A 14,948-nucleotide genomic window follows, 5' to 3' on the forward strand; every position below is an offset into this window, starting at 1 on the left:
TAAATCAATATGGTTCATATGAGGTTGAGTTGTGAATTTTGAGTTAACTCAAAATTCACAACTCAAAACTCTACTTACGCGCTGACTTGATCGAGGGATTCGGCTGGTTCTTCCAGCAGTTGGGTGTAGAGGTTACTTAATTGAGATGCTACGCCATCCCAGCTAAACATCTTCTCTACCCGCATTCTGGCATTGCGTCCCAATTCGCTCCGCCATTCGGGGTTAGCGAGAATGCGGTCAATTGCAGTTGCAAATGCTACATCATCCTTGGGAGGACACAGCAACCCGGTTTTTTCGGGCAACACTGTAAACTGAAGTCCGCCCACATCGCTGCCCACAACTGGGGTACCGCAAGCCATCGCTTCAATCGTCACCAAGCCAAAGGGTTCATAGTGGCTGGGAACTACAGAGACATCAGCTGCTGCGTAGTAAACTGGCAGATCGTTTTCGCCCAAACGTCCGGGGAAGACGGTGATATCTGTGAGTCCCAGTTCGTTAACAATGCTTTCGATGCGATCGCGTTCTATGCCGTCACTTTGTCCGGGACGACTTCCACCACCAATAATTAGCTTTAATTTACTATTCCCGCGCAACTTAGACTTAGCAACTGCGCGAACCAGGGTTTCTATGCCCTTCCGCTTGTCAAAACGTCCGACATATAACACTACTTTGGTGTCATCATCGATACCCAATTGCTGCCGCGCTTCTTCCTTTGTTATGGCGCCATAATGCCGAACATCAGTACCGCAGGGGATGATATCGATGTTGCCTTTCTTGGAAACCATCGACCGCATGTGTTCTTTTTCCTGCGGGCTGGTTGCTACAATTCTCTCTGCTGTTTCCAATACAGCTTTCTCGACATCTAATCGCATAGTAGCAATCATAGGGATGGTCGAAATCGCCCTATATTTGACGGCTCCCAAAGAGTGATAGGTATGAACTTGCTTGCTGCCTTGGATTTTCTTTAGCTGCATTCCTACCCAGCTAGAGATCCAGTAGTTAGTGTGAACTATGGGATAAACTACGCCGTTTTCTTCCTGAAATTTCAAGAATTCTTGTACAAAATCAGGGGCATATCCAAAAATATTATCTCGCGGTACAAACTGTTCTGGGCCTGCTGTTAAGCGAATTGTTCGGCAATTCGGGCTGTGTTGAACTATCCTGGGTTGTTCAGCATTGGCCTTGCGGGTAAACATATCTACTTGCCACCCTTGTTTAGCAAGTGCCTCACCCACATACCTTACATAAACGTTTTGTCCGCCGGCTTCTTCCTTACCGATTTCAATTGCTGGATCTCCGTGGACAGAGATTAGGGCAATGTGCTTTTTGTTTGTGGAAATCATATGTTTTTTTTATGTTGGGTTTTAACGAATTTGATGATGAGCGGAGGTTAAAACTTTCCTCTGCTGTCCTATCAGCCCAAGGCATTTTAAAGGTTTGTAACTAAAGAATAAACTTCTAATTTGATGATGAACATCAACTACGGACGGAATCTACGAAACTGTTTATTTAATACTTCTGGAGTAATACAGGTGCAAAGCAGTATTTTTACAACTCTCTTTGGAAATAGATAAAATAAGAAAATATTAGTCAAAGGGTATAAATCTTACAATTGGTGTGGCGATCGCGCTCTCAATGCTTGCTTACTCAGTTTGTTTTCTCGCCTAATATGTCGTTTGGGGGAGATCTTGACTAACTGTAGTAACGGCGTTCTCAAGTTCCGGAAAATCCCTTTAACAACAAGGTGTTGCGGGCTATTCTGATGGTGGATAAACTACAAATTTAATATCTATTTTATATTTATACTGTGTTTTACTCCTCCACAGGTTGTGAGGCGTGCTTATCCCTATGATGTATTAAAATAACTGTCCTAATCAAGCGCTTGCTCCAGGGCATCCCTCCATGCGACGAGCAGCCCTGTAAAAAAAAAGGTTTTTGGGGCTAGCTTTTATCAATACATATCTGCTACTATAAGAAACTGTCACCCTGGAGAGGTGGCTGAGTGGTCGAAAGCGGCAGATTGCTAATCTGTTGTACGGCAGGTAACTCCGTACCGAGGGTTCGAATCCCTCCCTCTCCGTTCTAATTTATAGCGATCGCACTGGCACCAAAACCGCGTAGGTTGAGCGGTGGTTTTGTGGTGGTAGCAATGAGCGATCGCACCGATAGTTTGTCTTAAGCTGCCACGCGATGCAGTTTAGGATGCTGTTGGGTAAGGCAAGTATCCCGAACCTCCTGCGGACATCTCTTCGCACGCGCACGCAATAGCCAAAAGTGAAATGAATGCAGGAAAAAATAGCCAAACCCCTTTTGCCAAAACGGTTTAGCTATTGTAGTTCTATTTACTTGAATTGTTAAAACGCCCAAAGAGTTTTGCTCGTGCAATCCGCGCTCGCATCTAGCGGAAGGCGTAGCTGGTATCTAGAATACGTTAAATAGATTTAATATTTGTTGAGTAAGATTAGCGGGCTGTTGAGGATTGTAAAAGCAAATGAATACACCTGATGCACGTAGAAAAGTCAAATCAAAACAAGCGATCGCCCTAGCAATTACCACATTAGCTACAGGCTTTCTAAGCGCTGGCTGTAACTCCCCCAGCAATACGACCGGGCAGAACAACCCTACACCCACCGCCACTAGCACAGCAACGACTACCCCCGCCCCCTCTACTCCTGCTGCGACAACGGCTTCAGCCCCAGCTGCGGGCGGCACGGGACTCAAAATCGGCTCCTTGCTGCCTGTCACTGGCGACCTGTCCTCCATTGGACAAGCCCTGCCCGAACCCATTCGTTTAGCAGTAGATACCGTAAACAAATGCGGCGGCGTCAACGGTCAACCTGTAGCTTATGTCCCAGAAGATGACCAAACTGCGCCAGAAGCAGGCACGATAGCAATGACCAAACTCACCGAATCAGACAAAGTTGCTGGTGTCATTGGTTCCTTTCCTAGCAGCGTCTCCAGTGCAGCCGCGCCGATTGCCGCACGCAGCAAGGTGATGATGATCTCTCCTGGCAGCACCAGCCCCGTATTTACTGAAAACGCCAAAAAAGGTCAATATCAAGGCTTTTGGGCGCGTACTGCTCCCCCAGATACCTATCAAGCTCAGGCTCTAGCCAAACTCGCCAGCGATAAAGGCTTTAAGCGCGTTTCTACCATCGTTATAAATAACGATTACGGTGTCGGCTTCGAGAAAGAATTTGTGCAAGCCTTCAAAAAACTCGGAGGAACAGTCGTCAACGAAACCAAGCCCACCCGCTACGACGCCAAAGCCGCTACCTTTGAAAGCGAAGCCGCTGCCGCATTTAATGGCAAGCCAGAAGCAATAGCAGCCATTCTCTACGCCGAAACCGGAAGTTTATTCCTTAAAGCTGCATATCAGCAAGGTCTGAGCCAGGGAGCGCAGATTATGCTGACAGACGGCGTATATTCATCGACTTTTCCAGAGCAAGTGGGCAAAGATGAATCTGGTAAATACATCCTCGCTGGAGCGGTTGGTACAGTTCCAGGAGCTAATGGCCCTGCATTAGGTGATTTCACAAAGTTTTGGAACGAGAAAACCAACGGTAAGCAGATAGGCCCCTATGTCCCTCAAACCTGGGATGCGGCGGTGTTGATGATGCTGTCAGCGCAAGCTGCTAAATCCAACACTGGTGAAGGAATCAAAAGCAAGCTTCGTGAAGTTGCCAATGCCCCCGGCACTGAAGTCACGGATGCTTGTAAAGCGCTGGAGCTATTAAAGAAGGGCGAGGATATTAACTATCAGGGAGCCAGCAGCAACGTAGACATCGATGAAAACGGCGATGTAGTCGGCAGCTACGATGTGTGGGCAGTCCAACCGGATGGCAAAGTAGCCGTTACAGGTAAAGTCAGTCCGAAGTAAAAAGCATTCCCAGGCTCCCGCCTGGGAACGAGGGCAACTAAAAAAGCCAAAGAAAGAATTTTTTCTTTCTTTGGCCTTTTTAGTTCAAGATACGGGGAAGTAAAGCCTTGCCCGGATTTGAAGTGCTTTTTACTTTTCCCTGCTTTAGAAACCTGAGAAGGTGTAACCCACACCTAGTAACAGACCCACCTCAGTTTCATCTTTAAACGATACGTTCAAACCAGCGGTTGCTGTGAATTGTGGTGAGAAGGGGAAATCAACTCCACCAGAAACCAGGAAACCAAACTTGCCTTTATCGGTGGAATAGGTGGCTCCACCGCCAATGTAAGGGGCGAAAGTAACAGGTTCAAAGGGATCTGTCTGCCGGAGTGAAAAGTCATAGGTCACTGGCAGCAGAATCACGGTATCGCTACCGAGGATAGCAGAGGGGCGCACTGACAAAGTATTTGTTAGTCCAATTTTGCTGAGGATAGCGAAGTTGCCTCGTCCCAAGGCAGTGTCTCCACCAAAACCAATGTTGGCACCAACGCCAACGTAGCTGCGACCAGAACGAGTGGGTCGGCCCGGAGCGATCTCAGTTTGAGCAACCTTGGAAGGCTCGGTAGCAAGACCGTCAGCAGATGTCATCGTTGTGCCGGGAACGGGTTGAGCTGGAGCCGTCTCGCTTGCTACGGGCGTTTCTGCTGTGGGTGTGGCTTGAGTTTCCTGCTGTTGGGTTGCCTGTGGATACTCCACAGCCTGGACGATCTGGCCTTGGTTGTCTTCTGTGCGTGCTGGGACAGTTGGTTGTGAAATGGGTGCTATGGTAGCAGCTCTGGCAACTGGCTTGGAAGATGTATCAGATTCGCTGGCAGCGGGGGCAGATTCTGAAGACTGAGAAGACAAGGCAGGCACCGCCTCTGTCATCTGCGCTTGTGCTGACAACGCGCTGCTAACAAAGGTTATGGCTGTCAGACTCAGTAGAAAACTAACGTGCTTCGATAGGGTATTCATATTCACTCCTCAACAATGGTGTCACAAAGTCACAAAAGCCAACTTTATAGGCTATTTTCGTTTAAATTCGCCCTCAGTAACTAATCCTCCTGCCGTTACTTTAAAAAATTTGCCGAATTTCCGCTACCCACCGAGGCAGAAACTTTACTAGAGAGAGTTGGAAATTGCTAGAGAAAGGGAGTTTTGTTAGCTGCGCCCAGTAGCACGTTTAATTAATATCTCCTACGCAAAACTCTATGGCTGATGCGCCGTTTGCCTCTGTAAGCTAGCTAAGATTATCCATTGCGATCGCTACTTGTTTGGAGACAAAGGGCAAAATTGATTTGTTTTGGCTATGTTCTTTGCCTTCGGTAAAGACTACTAACAGGTAAGGTTGGCGGTTGGGTAGTTCTATGTAAGCCGCATCGTGACGGACTTTGCTAGTCCAACCAGCTTTAGACCACACTTGGGCATCTTCAGGGAGACCGCCACCGAGAAAACCGATTACTTGATTTTCTTCGCCAGGAGGTAACTCTACTGGGGTGAGGCTGCGTTTCATCAGAGCCATCATAGCTTGCGATCGCGTACTCGAAACCGCGATGCCACCTACAATACTGTGTAGCAACCGAGCTACTGCATTCGTCGTCACCATGTTCCGGTTTTCCATCATCTCCCCCAAAAAAGCCCGTTCTCGACCGTAAGGGCCATCACACCAAGTTTTTTGGTTGACATTAATTGCCTCTAACTCCGGCCAGCCAAGGGATTTGAAGTAGCGATTGACAAAATTGCGCTGAGATTTCCATGTTTCAAATGGCCCTTCGGGTAACTCTGGACCGCTAGTAGTACCAGTTAAAACATCCACAATTAAGTTGGTGGCGTCGTTACTAGAATCAACGATCGCATCGCGGATGGCTCTTTCTAATTCAGAAGAACTCTGGAGCATTCCTTTTTCCAGCCACTCTTGCACTGCGACTAAATAGAACAGTTTCACGATGCTAGCTGGGTAGATGCGATCGCCCCCGCGATGGCTAAATCCTCTTACTGAGTATTTCCAGAATTCTTCTGGAGAAAGTGCCCCACCAGTATTCACAGCGACTGGCTGGTCATAGACTATCCATGTAAGGGCAATTCGGTCGGGTGCTAATCCCGGAAATTCTGTCCTAGTTTTTTCCAGGATGCTTTTGCCAAGGCGATCTAGTTGTTCGTCTGTACGAAAAAATGTCATTGTTCAGTTGTTAGTTGTTAGTTGTTAGTTGTTATTTTGAGGAGTCGGATTAGACCAAAGATGGTGTCTTTCGAGCAAGTAAAAGCAATCATACCCTCTGACCTAGCTCACCCCAATGAGTATCAATGTGCAGTTAATCTGAATGTTTATGATTCCCCCAACTGCGATCGTTTGGCAACACAGGCTGCTGTCGGACGCCACTTGAGAATCTTATCGATAAATGAAGATAAAGCTGTAGAAGTTTGCCTATGCGAGGATGATTATTCAGGGTGGGTAGCGATCGCAGACTTGGAAGGTATTGAAGAGGCGACAAGCCACTATCGAGCGATCGCGCTACAACCCGAAGAAATTAGAGAAAGATTACCGCAGGCGATCGCCTTTACCCACGAAGCCGCAAAACACCCTAATTATTACCTGTGGGGAGGCACGGTGGGGCCAAACTATGACTGTTCTGGGCTGATGCAGGCAGCTTTTGCAAGCGTGGGGATTTGGTTGCCAAGAGATTCTTATCAGCAAGAAGATTTTACAGCCGCGATCGCTATGGAAGAACTACAGCCTGGGGATCTCATCTTCTTTGGGACAGTTGAGAAAACAACCCACGTAGGACTCTATTTGGGAGAAGGATGTTATATACATAGTTCTGGAAAAGAACAAGGGCGTAATGGAATTGGAATTAACCAGCTTTCGGAACAGGCAGATACTATCAGTAGATCTTATTATCAGCAACTGCGTAGGGCTGGGCGAGTAGTGGCGAGTTATCAGCCATCAAGATTTTAGATCGTAGATTTAGTCTGAACATCCGCTTCCACCCAGCGCATTTTGTATTCTCCTTGCAAAGCATTTCGCGCCGAAGGGGAGCAACACAGAAACCATTTAGTTCTGTTAATCCAAAATCATCCCTGCGGAGAAACTCCGACCTCCGCAAAATCTAAAATCCAAAATTACTTTGTGGTGTGAGGTAGAAATGTTAATTCCTGAAAGATTGGTTCGTCAGAATGGCGCTGCTTCGTCAGTTCCATCTGTCTCGGTAGTAGCGCCGATATATAACGAAGTGGAGAGTTTGCCGCATTTGATAGAGGCGATCGCTTCTACTTTAACTTCGGCTGGATTGACCTATGAAATAATCTGTGTCGATGATGGCTCAACTGATGGTTCGGTGGAATTGCTCAAGCAGTTAGCACAAAACCGCAGCGATTTAAAAGCAGTGCTGCTGCGTCGCAACTACGGTCAAACACCAGCAATGGCAGCTGGGTTTAATTATGCACGAGGCGGGGCGATTGTCACCTTGGATGCCGACTTGCAAAATGACCCAGTTGATATCCCGCGACTGCTAGCAAAATTAGATGAAGGTTACGACTTGGTGAGTGGTTGGCGTAAAAATCGGCAAGATGCCGCAGTTACTCGCCTGCTTCCTTCCAAAATCGCTAACTGGCTGATTGCGCGGGTGACGGGCGTGGATTTGCATGACTACGGTTGTTCCCTCAAAGCCTATCGAACGGAACTTGTTGCAGACATGAATCTGTATGGCGAGTTACATCGGTTTTTGCCTGCATTAGCATACATCGAAGGCGCGAAAATTGCCGAAATGCCCGTGCTTCATCATGCCCGCCAGTATGGTCGCAGTAAGTACGGCTTGGGGCGGACTTTCCGGGTAGTTATGGATTTGCTAACTATCTGGTTTATGAAGAAATTTCTGACACGTCCCATGCACGTATTTGGTTGGTTTGGCCTAATTTCCATAGTGTCGGGGACGTTGTTGGGCGGCTATCTGACTTTTCTAAAACTGGGGTTAGGACAGAGTATCGGTCATCGACCTCTATTAATTTTGGCGGTTGTGCTGTTGTTGGCAGGCGTGCAGTTGTTTAGTTTTGGGCTGCTGGCGGAGCTATTGATGCGAACTTATCACGAATCTCAGGGCAGACCAATCTACAGGGTAAGGGAAGTTGTGGAGCCAAAACAGTAGGTCGAGGCGCGGTGTGTTTGCCTAGAGCAGTTATGGAAAATTTTCCATAACTGCTCTGGTAGCAGTATTTTCCATCCTTGCTCACCAACTTGGCATACCAGAAGCCGCGATCGCCGAATTATTCAATAGCTGTCTTGCGTGATATTCCTACATTGCGATCGCCGCTACCCGTAAAACGCAGTAACCACGCTACCTACTTTTGCCTAGAGCAGTTATGGAGGGAGGCGTTGCTGATTTGGGGGATGATTTTTAATTTTGCCTGAGTTGAAAACCTGAATTTTTGGGACGGGCAAGATGCTCATCCTATAAGATTCATCCCTAGATTCAGCAACGCCTCTTTATCTAACTAAGACTACACCAAAATCGCTGAAATGCTTGCTCTGCATAGAGTTAGCACTTCAGCGATTTTTTCGGGGCTACAAAACTTAATCTTTGACTAAGTAGGACTTAACAAACGTGACAATTAAATCACTGAAACGGACATTCTACATAGGTTTTTGGTGTGATTAATCGCACTCAACCACAATCAATTTTTGGAGAAGGGTGTCACCTTTCGGCGTAGGGACTGACTGCGATTTTCTGTGATTTTTTGGGGTTTGGTCACGATGTCATTTTTCGGTATAATCCGTGACTAACTTTGTACTTAGAATTCATGGCTTTGCTTGCGTAATAAGCCTGGGGCTTAACCAACTCTCTAGTTTACTGGAGAGTTACTAATTTCTTATGGTTTTTGTTTTTTTAACCGCTTTAACTGATGCATTTGCAACACGATCAAAATTGAATAGTTCTAGTTGCACCTCCTCCGCCTTACTGAAAGGTGTTTCTTGACTCTTTTGCAAGTCTTTTAAACAAGCTGGCACGATTTCTATCATATCTGTCAGAGCTTCTATAAGTTTGCTTACCGACTCCGGAGGAACCTGTCTAACAACCTTTTTTGCACCACTGCTAGCTCTTGCTGTAGGTTTTGCTTCTTGTCTTCTAGTTTCTTGCTTGCAGTTAACTTGTATGAAATTTACCAGAATGATTTTGCAATTCATATTTCTATTGACGCTCATGGTTGGCTCCTGTTCAATAATTTAGCGATTTTCCAGCTTTCGTAAAACTCAATGGTTTACCTGTATTTAGATACATCATTAACACCTTCTAGCTAGCAAGAGTTCTAGTAGCAGGAGTGTTAAATAGTGTCTAAACACTTAAATTGGGCTATGTAGCATCTATCGGTAATACTAGCATAGTTCTTGTGAGTTGAGCATTTTTTTTTAAATCTTTTAGAAATTTATCCTAAAATAGGAGGTTGTCAGGTAAAAACAGTTGACAACCTCCTATTTTACTTGACAACCTCCTATTTATACTAATAAATAATTTTTAGATCCATGTTGGACAAAGCTTGTAAGCTTAAAAATTTTATTTTTATTGCTTTTTTAAGCTCAGTAAGTAATAGCTTAAATTAATAAGCTGAGAGCTTTAAAAACTGACATTTTGCTCCAACTTTTGCCTTATTCACCGCATAGCTAAAAAGCCTGAAAACAATTAACAATAAGCTTTTGATTAACATATATCAGTAATTCTCCAGCACACTAAATAATTGTTGTATTAAACAGTGTTATTGTGTAGTTCTTGCAGTATCTGAAGACTTTACGGTTTCTGTCAGCGTCTAAAATCAGCGCGGAGGTTAAAATCAGCGCGGAGGTTGAAGTACCTCCTCAGTTGATTGAAGCGATTGGGTAGGGAGTTGCCCTGGATTGTGTTGGAACAGTTGACCAGGACGCGCAAGCATCAGTCACAATTCATTAAGTCCTGGTTTGATAGAACTACAGGATTCGGTATCACTCACGGCGCGATCGCGGTTTGTATCTTTTAGGGAATGGTCGCACCGTAATTGAACGCTGCGAAGTTTTAGCGCTGACCTCGTGTAGAGCTTTATACAAACCTATAGGTTTAGACGGTGTTGGATGTGCAGCTAAACCTTGCGTGCTGCAAATTGCGGCGTTGCTGATTTACGGTATGAAAGGCTAAATATGCCAGTCATAAAAACCAACGTCCACAAAGCTTTTTGATTTTCAACCGATCTGTTTCATACCCCGATTCAGCAACGCCCAGTTATGGAAAATTTTCCATAACTGCTCTGCTAAGTTGTTCGGGTTTAATTTGCCTGACACGCTTTTAACCTTTAACTTGTTCAACAGCCCACCCTATTGGGTGAGGGAAGTTCTTGGCCCAAAGGGTAAAAATAGTAACCAAAGGAAAGCGTAATAGTTAAGAAGGAATTAAGCTTTGAAAGTTTTTGGGACGCTGGAAGCACCGCAGCGCCGCAACCTGCTGGTTTTATTTACCTCTGGGCTATTATTTTGGTCCAGCATAGCGTCGTTACTGCCGACGCTACCGCTGTATGTGGAGGATGTAGGCGGGACGACGCAACAGATTGGCATTGTGATAGGTGCGTTTGCCATAGGGCTGATTGCGTGTCGTTCGTGGCTGGGGCGCTTGGCGGATCGTCGAGGCGGTCGGAAATTGGTGTTGCTGATTGGCATGGCGGTGTGCGCGATCGCTCCTCTGGGCTATCTGTTTGCCAAGTCAATTCCTCTGTTGATAGTGCTGCGGGCAATTCATGGCATTAGCCTTGCGGCGTTTACTACTGGTTACAGCGCCCTCGTGGTGGATTTATCGCCAAAGATGCAGCGCGGCGAGTTGATTGGCTATATGAGCTTAGTAACGCCCATTGGAATGGCGATAGGGCCAGCCATTGGTGGTTTTGTACAGGCTGGCGCTGGCTACGTGCCGTTGTTTCTGCTTACATCTGGTTTGGGATTGGTCGGTTTAGTTGGTATCAGTCAAGTCAGGGAATCGCGTATCGCTGGGGAGAAAGAAGATAATTCGACAGTATCTGCACCAGAGTCAGCACAACAGAAGCAGTTCTGGCGGTTGTTGGCAAGCGATCGCCTGCGAGTTCCGGCGATTGTGTTGCTGCTGATTGGGTTGGCATTTGGTGCGTTGAGTACGTTTGTGCCTTTGTATATAAAGGATGCCAAAGTTGACTTAAATCCTGGGTTGTTTTATACAGCAGCAGCGATCGCCAGTTTTAGCGTAAGGTTGTTTGCTGGTAGGGCTTCCGACCGCTACGGACGGGGAGTGTTTATCACCGCCAGCATATTATCGTATGCCCTAGCAATGCTGATGCTTTCTCTTGCAACAAGTGCGATCGCATTTTTGCTGGGGGGTTTTTTAGAAGGTGCAGGCGCGGGAACGTTGATGCCTATGATGATTGCATTGATTTCCGACCGTTCCTCACCCGAAGAACGAGGGAAAATCTTTGCATTGTGCATTACTGGTTTTGATGTAGGGATAGCGATCGCCGGGCCAGTTTTCGGTTCTTTTGCCGATGTATTGGGATACCGAAGTATATTTGCGATCGCCACTGGGTTATCGTTCTTAGCACTAATTGTTTTTATCACCCAATCGAGCAAAAATTTACCCCATTCCTTCAGGTTTGCTCTTGGCAGGGAAAAAGATATTTACGCCTTCAATAAGTGAGTGATTAGGCTGGGCGATCGCTCCCCACTAAGGTGGGTAATGCCCACCTTAATTGTAAAAAAAGCAAAAGGCAAAAGATTGTCTCTTTTGCCTTTTGCTTTTACCTTATTAACGGGCTTGGAGGGACTCGAACCCCCGACCTTGTGGTCCGTAGCCACACGCTCTAATCCACTAAGCTACAAGCCCTTGCTCACCGAAATTAATAGTAGCACATACAAATAGAATGATGCAAATGATGCAAAATTTTTCTCAAAATCCACAACTAACTCATCTAGACTCCCAAGGCGAAGCCCGAATGGTGGACGTTTCCGCCAAAGAGCCAACTCGTCGCCACGCAGTCGCCGCAGCCCAAGTGCGGATGTCAGCCGCCACCCTGGAGGCGATTCAAACGGGGAACGCCCCTAAAGGCGATGTACTGGCAACCGCAAGAATTGCAGGAATTATGGCCGCAAAGCAGACATCGCAGCTAATTCCCCTGTGTCACCCCTTACCCATCAGTAAAGTAGAAGTATCGCTGACACCTGACTCCCACTTGCCCGGATATCAGATTCGCGCCGAAGTCATCACCAAGGCAGAAACGGGGGTGGAAATGGAAGCGCTGACAGCCGTCTCAGTCGCCGCACTCACGCTGTACGACATGGCAAAAGCCCTAGAAAAGGGAATGGTTATCGAATCAATTCGCCTAGTGAGCAAGACTGGCGGGAAATCGGGAGATTACCTCCGAGAGGAAGATAAAAGCAGCAGCGCCTATACAGGAGAATCCTAAAATGGAGATAGAACCTGCTCGGTTCTATCGACCTTTCAGAGAAGTTTTTGTATGCCTCCTCGTTGGCCCCGTAAACCAGACCGCAACGATCCAGCTTATCGCCGCTTGGATGACCGAATGAATTTCGCCGTCCACGTTGGGATTTTTGCAGCTTGTAATTCTGGCTTGTGGTTTTTCCACAATTTGGAGAAGGCTACATGGCCTTGGGCGATTTGGGTAACAGGCAGTTGGGCGCTGTTATTAGCCGCTCATGCAGTTTATATCTTTGCGATCGCAGATTACTCTAACCCTGTTACCGAATCTTTAGCCGCAGCTCCTATGGGTTTCCAGCCCAAGCCCAAAACTAAGTCAAAAAAACCTACCAAAAAATAGACCCCATAAGCTTGCTTTTGGTTGTAACTGCGTTATGCCAAAAGCAAGCAAAACACATTTCAGTATCCGGAGAATAAATCCTATGGCTACCAAAAACACTAGCGAATCAATCGAAGCACTAGCCGCTGAAATAGGCGAAAACGTTTACATCGACGTTGCCAAGTGGCATCTCTATTTACGGGATGCCCATTTGCACACTGTTTTGGCAGAACAGCTATATCCCCTGCTAACTAATAATTCTTTAGAAGAAGACCGCGTGCAGCAAATTCTTCAAAATATCCCCGTTAAATTGGGCGGTGGTAAGCGCGAAGTTACCTTAGCAGACTTGGTACCTATGCAGTGCCAAGTTAGCCTGATGGATCTTCTAGAGGAATATCAGCGCAAGTTGTAGACAAATTAGAGCAGCATACTTTACGAAGAGGAGGATGCGATCGCTCTAAACTGGTACTGCTTCCCCATAGGTAGCAAACACCGTAAAAGATACGAATATCCACTTTTAAACAGGGTGTTGAAGCATCTGGGGTATCGGTTTGACGCCTGGATGGTTCCCATTTGAATTTGTGGGGAATGGCATATGCGATCGCACTATATATTTATATATTCCTGGCGATCGCCTATGCCAACAAACATCCTATTTTTTAAGAAAGCGTTGTCGCAGGCGGGAAATAAACATATCCACTTCTGGCAAATTTAACCGCGTCGCCAATAGCGTAAATACTCCCAAACCAGCTATCCCCGCTAAACTCAACTGCAACAACTGCAACAGCAAATTGCCGCTGCCAAAAGTTTGTTCGCAACCCCAACTGACACCCCAACTGGCTAATCCACCCACAAAGCTGCTACCAGTTAAAGCCAGAAAAGGCAATCCCCATTCATGCAAAGGCAAACCGTTGAGCTTGCGATTTAAAAACCACAACAGCACCACCATTGATGTTAAATTTACACCCACAGTTGCTAACACCAAACCTGGGGCACCAAAACGCTTAACAAGAAAGTAATCCAGGACAGCATTGAGTAAAATATTAACAATACTGATGCGAAATGGTGTCTCTCCATCGCCCAACGCATAAAATACCCGAACTAGGACATCCCGCCCTAAGTAGACAAACATCCCAATCGAGTAAGCGATTAAGACTGAGCCAACTAATTGGGAAGCATCAGACTTAAAAGCTCCGCGCTGATAAATTACTTGTACGATCGGGAATGCCAGCGTCACCATCAACGCGCTTAAAGGCAACATAGTTACCGCAGTCAATAGCAAACCCTGACGAATTCTTATCTTTAATTCAGGCCAATTTTCTGGTGCAGCTAGTCGAGAAAAGACGGGCAGGAGGGGAACCAAAATCATGTTTGAAATTATTCCCAGGGGCGTTTGAACTAACAACCCCGCATAACTCATAGCGGCGGCTGCTTGAGGAATATTAGAGGCAAAAAATAGGTCTGTGTAGAGGTTGACTTGCAACATTCCCGATGAAAGTGTTGCTGGACCCATTACCCTAAGTACCTCATTGACGCCAGGCTGTTTCCAGTTAAACCGCAGGCGTAATGTACCCAATCCTGCACGCCATTGGGCGCTTAGTTGCACTAACCACTGCAAGAATGCGCCGCTGAGGGTTCCCCAAGCTAAAACCTGTGCGCCCAACTGGACGTATTGGGGAGCGTTGATTTGGTCGCCCAGATAGATAGCTAAAATGCCCAAGCCTCCAATGAGCGTGATGCTGGAGAGTAAAGGGCTAACCGATGGTAGCCAGTACATATCGGCAGCATTGAGGGTTCCGAAGCCTATGCCGATGAGTCCGGCAAGTACCGCCATTGGTGCCATGATTTGAAGTTGGAGAATAGCGATCGCTCTCACTTCTTGACTCAACCCTGGCCCGATGGCGTCGATAAAAAATCCTGCAAATAAAATTACCACGATGGTAACTAGCAGCAGGATTCCGCCGACGAGAGTTGTGATAGTTTCAACTATGGGAGCGGCTTCTGATTTCTCTCGTTTGGCGAGTACGCTGACGATGGCGCTATGGAAAGGGCCATTGATACCGCCCAGCAAGATCAACAAAAAGCCGGGGATGACATAGGCGTAGCTATAGGCGTCAACAGCAGCACCGACGCCAAAAGCAGCAGCGATCGCTTGTTGGCGCACCAACCCAAAAACTTTACTAATCAACGTGGCGACAGCCACAATCCCAGCAATTCCAGCCAGGGAACGAGCGGTTTTCTGGTTTTCAGACACGAACGG

General features: G+C 46.6%; 14 protein-coding genes and 2 tRNA genes. 9 read left to right on the top strand and 7 right to left on the bottom strand.

Translation table 11 applies throughout. From position 1 onward, the window contains the following. Positions 1-74 precede the first annotated feature (74 nt). On the bottom strand, positions 75-1,343 hold the full coding sequence (locus tag H6F77_RS16945; RefSeq protein WP_190489717.1) for a glycosyltransferase family 4 protein: 1,269 nt from the start codon (positions 1,341-1,343) through the stop codon (positions 75-77). Between the two features lie 645 nt (positions 1,344-1,988). Here H6F77_RS16945 and H6F77_RS16950 point away from each other — a divergent pair. After that, positions 1,989-2,080, top strand: a tRNA-Ser gene (locus H6F77_RS16950). Positions 2,081-2,087: 7 nt separating this feature from the next. On the opposite strand, the gene H6F77_RS16955 is transcribed toward H6F77_RS16950, so the two are convergent. After that, the gene (locus H6F77_RS16955) at positions 2,088-2,303 is read right to left on the bottom strand and encodes a hypothetical protein (RefSeq protein WP_190489718.1); all 216 of its coding nucleotides are present in this window, start codon (positions 2,301-2,303) and stop codon (positions 2,088-2,090) included. A gap of 188 nt (positions 2,304-2,491) precedes the next feature. Here H6F77_RS16955 and H6F77_RS16960 point away from each other — a divergent pair, with 188 nt between their 5' ends. Beyond that, positions 2,492-3,880: an ABC transporter substrate-binding protein gene (locus H6F77_RS16960; protein WP_190489719.1), complete on the top strand. Its 1,389-nt coding sequence runs from the start codon at positions 2,492-2,494 to the stop codon at positions 3,878-3,880. Between the two features lie 144 nt (positions 3,881-4,024). Here the strand turns inward: H6F77_RS16960 and H6F77_RS16965 are convergent, their stop codons facing one another. Both H6F77_RS16965 and H6F77_RS16970 read right to left on the bottom strand, forming a co-directional pair. Then, positions 4,025-4,873 carry an outer membrane protein gene (locus H6F77_RS16965; RefSeq protein ID WP_190489720.1) on the bottom strand — a complete coding sequence of 283 codons (849 nt, stop codon included), beginning with the start codon at positions 4,871-4,873 and terminating at the stop codon, positions 4,025-4,027. Positions 4,874-5,138: 265 nt separating this feature from the next. Further along, positions 5,139-6,077, bottom strand: coding sequence for a serine hydrolase (locus H6F77_RS16970; protein ID WP_190489721.1), 939 nt, complete (start codon positions 6,075-6,077; stop codon positions 5,139-5,141). Between the two features lie 60 nt (positions 6,078-6,137). Between H6F77_RS16970 and H6F77_RS16975 the strand changes: the two genes are divergently transcribed. From H6F77_RS16975 to H6F77_RS16985, 3 genes are all read left to right on the top strand, one after another. Further along, positions 6,138-6,854, top strand: coding sequence for a C40 family peptidase (locus H6F77_RS16975; protein WP_190489722.1), 717 nt, complete (start codon positions 6,138-6,140; stop codon positions 6,852-6,854). Between the two features lie 187 nt (positions 6,855-7,041). Then, positions 7,042-8,040: a glycosyltransferase family 2 protein gene (locus H6F77_RS16980; protein ID WP_190489723.1), complete on the top strand. Its 999-nt coding sequence runs from the start codon at positions 7,042-7,044 to the stop codon at positions 8,038-8,040. 89 nt (positions 8,041-8,129) lie between these two features. Continuing rightward, positions 8,130-8,303 (top strand): hypothetical protein, encoded by a 174-nt coding sequence (locus H6F77_RS16985; RefSeq protein WP_190489724.1) that lies wholly within the window; start codon positions 8,130-8,132, stop codon positions 8,301-8,303. 450 nt (positions 8,304-8,753) lie between these two features. Here H6F77_RS16985 and H6F77_RS16990 read toward each other — a convergent pair whose 3' ends face one another. Then, positions 8,754-9,095 (bottom strand): hypothetical protein, encoded by a 342-nt coding sequence (locus H6F77_RS16990; protein ID WP_190489725.1) that lies wholly within the window; start codon positions 9,093-9,095, stop codon positions 8,754-8,756. Between the two features lie 1,219 nt (positions 9,096-10,314). Here H6F77_RS16990 and H6F77_RS16995 point away from each other — a divergent pair. Then, positions 10,315-11,571, top strand: coding sequence for an MFS transporter (locus H6F77_RS16995; protein ID WP_190489726.1), 1,257 nt, complete (start codon positions 10,315-10,317; stop codon positions 11,569-11,571). Between the two features lie 112 nt (positions 11,572-11,683). Here the strand turns inward: H6F77_RS16995 and H6F77_RS17000 are convergent. Next, a tRNA-Arg gene (locus tag H6F77_RS17000) sits at positions 11,684-11,757 on the bottom strand. Positions 11,758-11,803: 46 nt separating this feature from the next. On the opposite strand from H6F77_RS17000, the gene moaC reads away from it, so the two are divergent. The 3 genes from moaC to H6F77_RS17015 all read left to right on the top strand — a co-directional run bounded on the left by moaC (position 11,804) and on the right by H6F77_RS17015 (position 13,100). Next, positions 11,804-12,337 carry a cyclic pyranopterin monophosphate synthase MoaC gene (gene moaC, locus H6F77_RS17005; RefSeq protein WP_190489753.1) on the top strand — a complete coding sequence of 178 codons (534 nt, stop codon included), beginning with the start codon at positions 11,804-11,806 and terminating at the stop codon, positions 12,335-12,337. A gap of 51 nt (positions 12,338-12,388) precedes the next feature. After that, positions 12,389-12,709: a 2TM domain-containing protein gene (locus H6F77_RS17010; protein ID WP_190489727.1), complete on the top strand. Its 321-nt coding sequence runs from the start codon at positions 12,389-12,391 to the stop codon at positions 12,707-12,709. A gap of 82 nt (positions 12,710-12,791) precedes the next feature. Beyond that, positions 12,792-13,100 (top strand): DUF3181 family protein, encoded by a 309-nt coding sequence (locus H6F77_RS17015; protein ID WP_190489728.1) that lies wholly within the window; start codon positions 12,792-12,794, stop codon positions 13,098-13,100. 240 nt (positions 13,101-13,340) lie between these two features. Here H6F77_RS17015 and murJ read toward each other — a convergent pair whose 3' ends face one another. Beyond that, positions 13,341-14,942 carry a murein biosynthesis integral membrane protein MurJ gene (gene murJ, locus H6F77_RS17020; RefSeq protein WP_190489729.1) on the bottom strand — a complete coding sequence of 534 codons (1,602 nt, stop codon included), beginning with the start codon at positions 14,940-14,942 and terminating at the stop codon, positions 13,341-13,343. Positions 14,943-14,948 lie beyond the last annotated feature (6 nt).

The sequence above is a fragment of the Microcoleus sp. FACHB-831 genome (assembly GCF_014695585.1).
In the GTDB taxonomy this organism is placed as follows: Bacteria; Cyanobacteriota; Cyanobacteriia; order Cyanobacteriales; family FACHB-T130; genus FACHB-831.

Excerpts from the sequence above, each read along its gene's own strand:
- H6F77_RS16990 (WP_190489725.1), bottom strand. The coding sequence starts at position 9,095 with ATGAGCGTCAATAGAAATATGAATTGCAAAATCATTCTGGTAAATTTC.
- H6F77_RS16945 (WP_190489717.1), bottom strand. The coding sequence starts at position 1,343 with ATGATTTCCACAAACAAAAAGCACATTGCCCTAATCTCTGTCCACGGA.
- H6F77_RS16970 (WP_190489721.1), bottom strand. The coding sequence starts at position 6,077 with ATGACATTTTTTCGTACAGACGAACAACTAGATCGCCTTGGCAAAAGC.
- H6F77_RS17015 (WP_190489728.1), top strand. The coding sequence starts at position 12,792 with ATGGCTACCAAAAACACTAGCGAATCAATCGAAGCACTAGCCGCTGAA.
- moaC (WP_190489753.1), top strand. The coding sequence starts at position 11,804 with ATGATGCAAAATTTTTCTCAAAATCCACAACTAACTCATCTAGACTCC.
- H6F77_RS17010 (WP_190489727.1), top strand. The coding sequence starts at position 12,389 with ATGCCTCCTCGTTGGCCCCGTAAACCAGACCGCAACGATCCAGCTTAT.
- H6F77_RS16975 (WP_190489722.1), top strand. The coding sequence starts at position 6,138 with ATGGTGTCTTTCGAGCAAGTAAAAGCAATCATACCCTCTGACCTAGCT.
- H6F77_RS16965 (WP_190489720.1), bottom strand. The coding sequence starts at position 4,873 with ATGAATACCCTATCGAAGCACGTTAGTTTTCTACTGAGTCTGACAGCC.
- H6F77_RS16980 (WP_190489723.1), top strand. The coding sequence starts at position 7,042 with ATGTTAATTCCTGAAAGATTGGTTCGTCAGAATGGCGCTGCTTCGTCA.
- H6F77_RS16960 (WP_190489719.1), top strand. The coding sequence starts at position 2,492 with ATGAATACACCTGATGCACGTAGAAAAGTCAAATCAAAACAAGCGATC.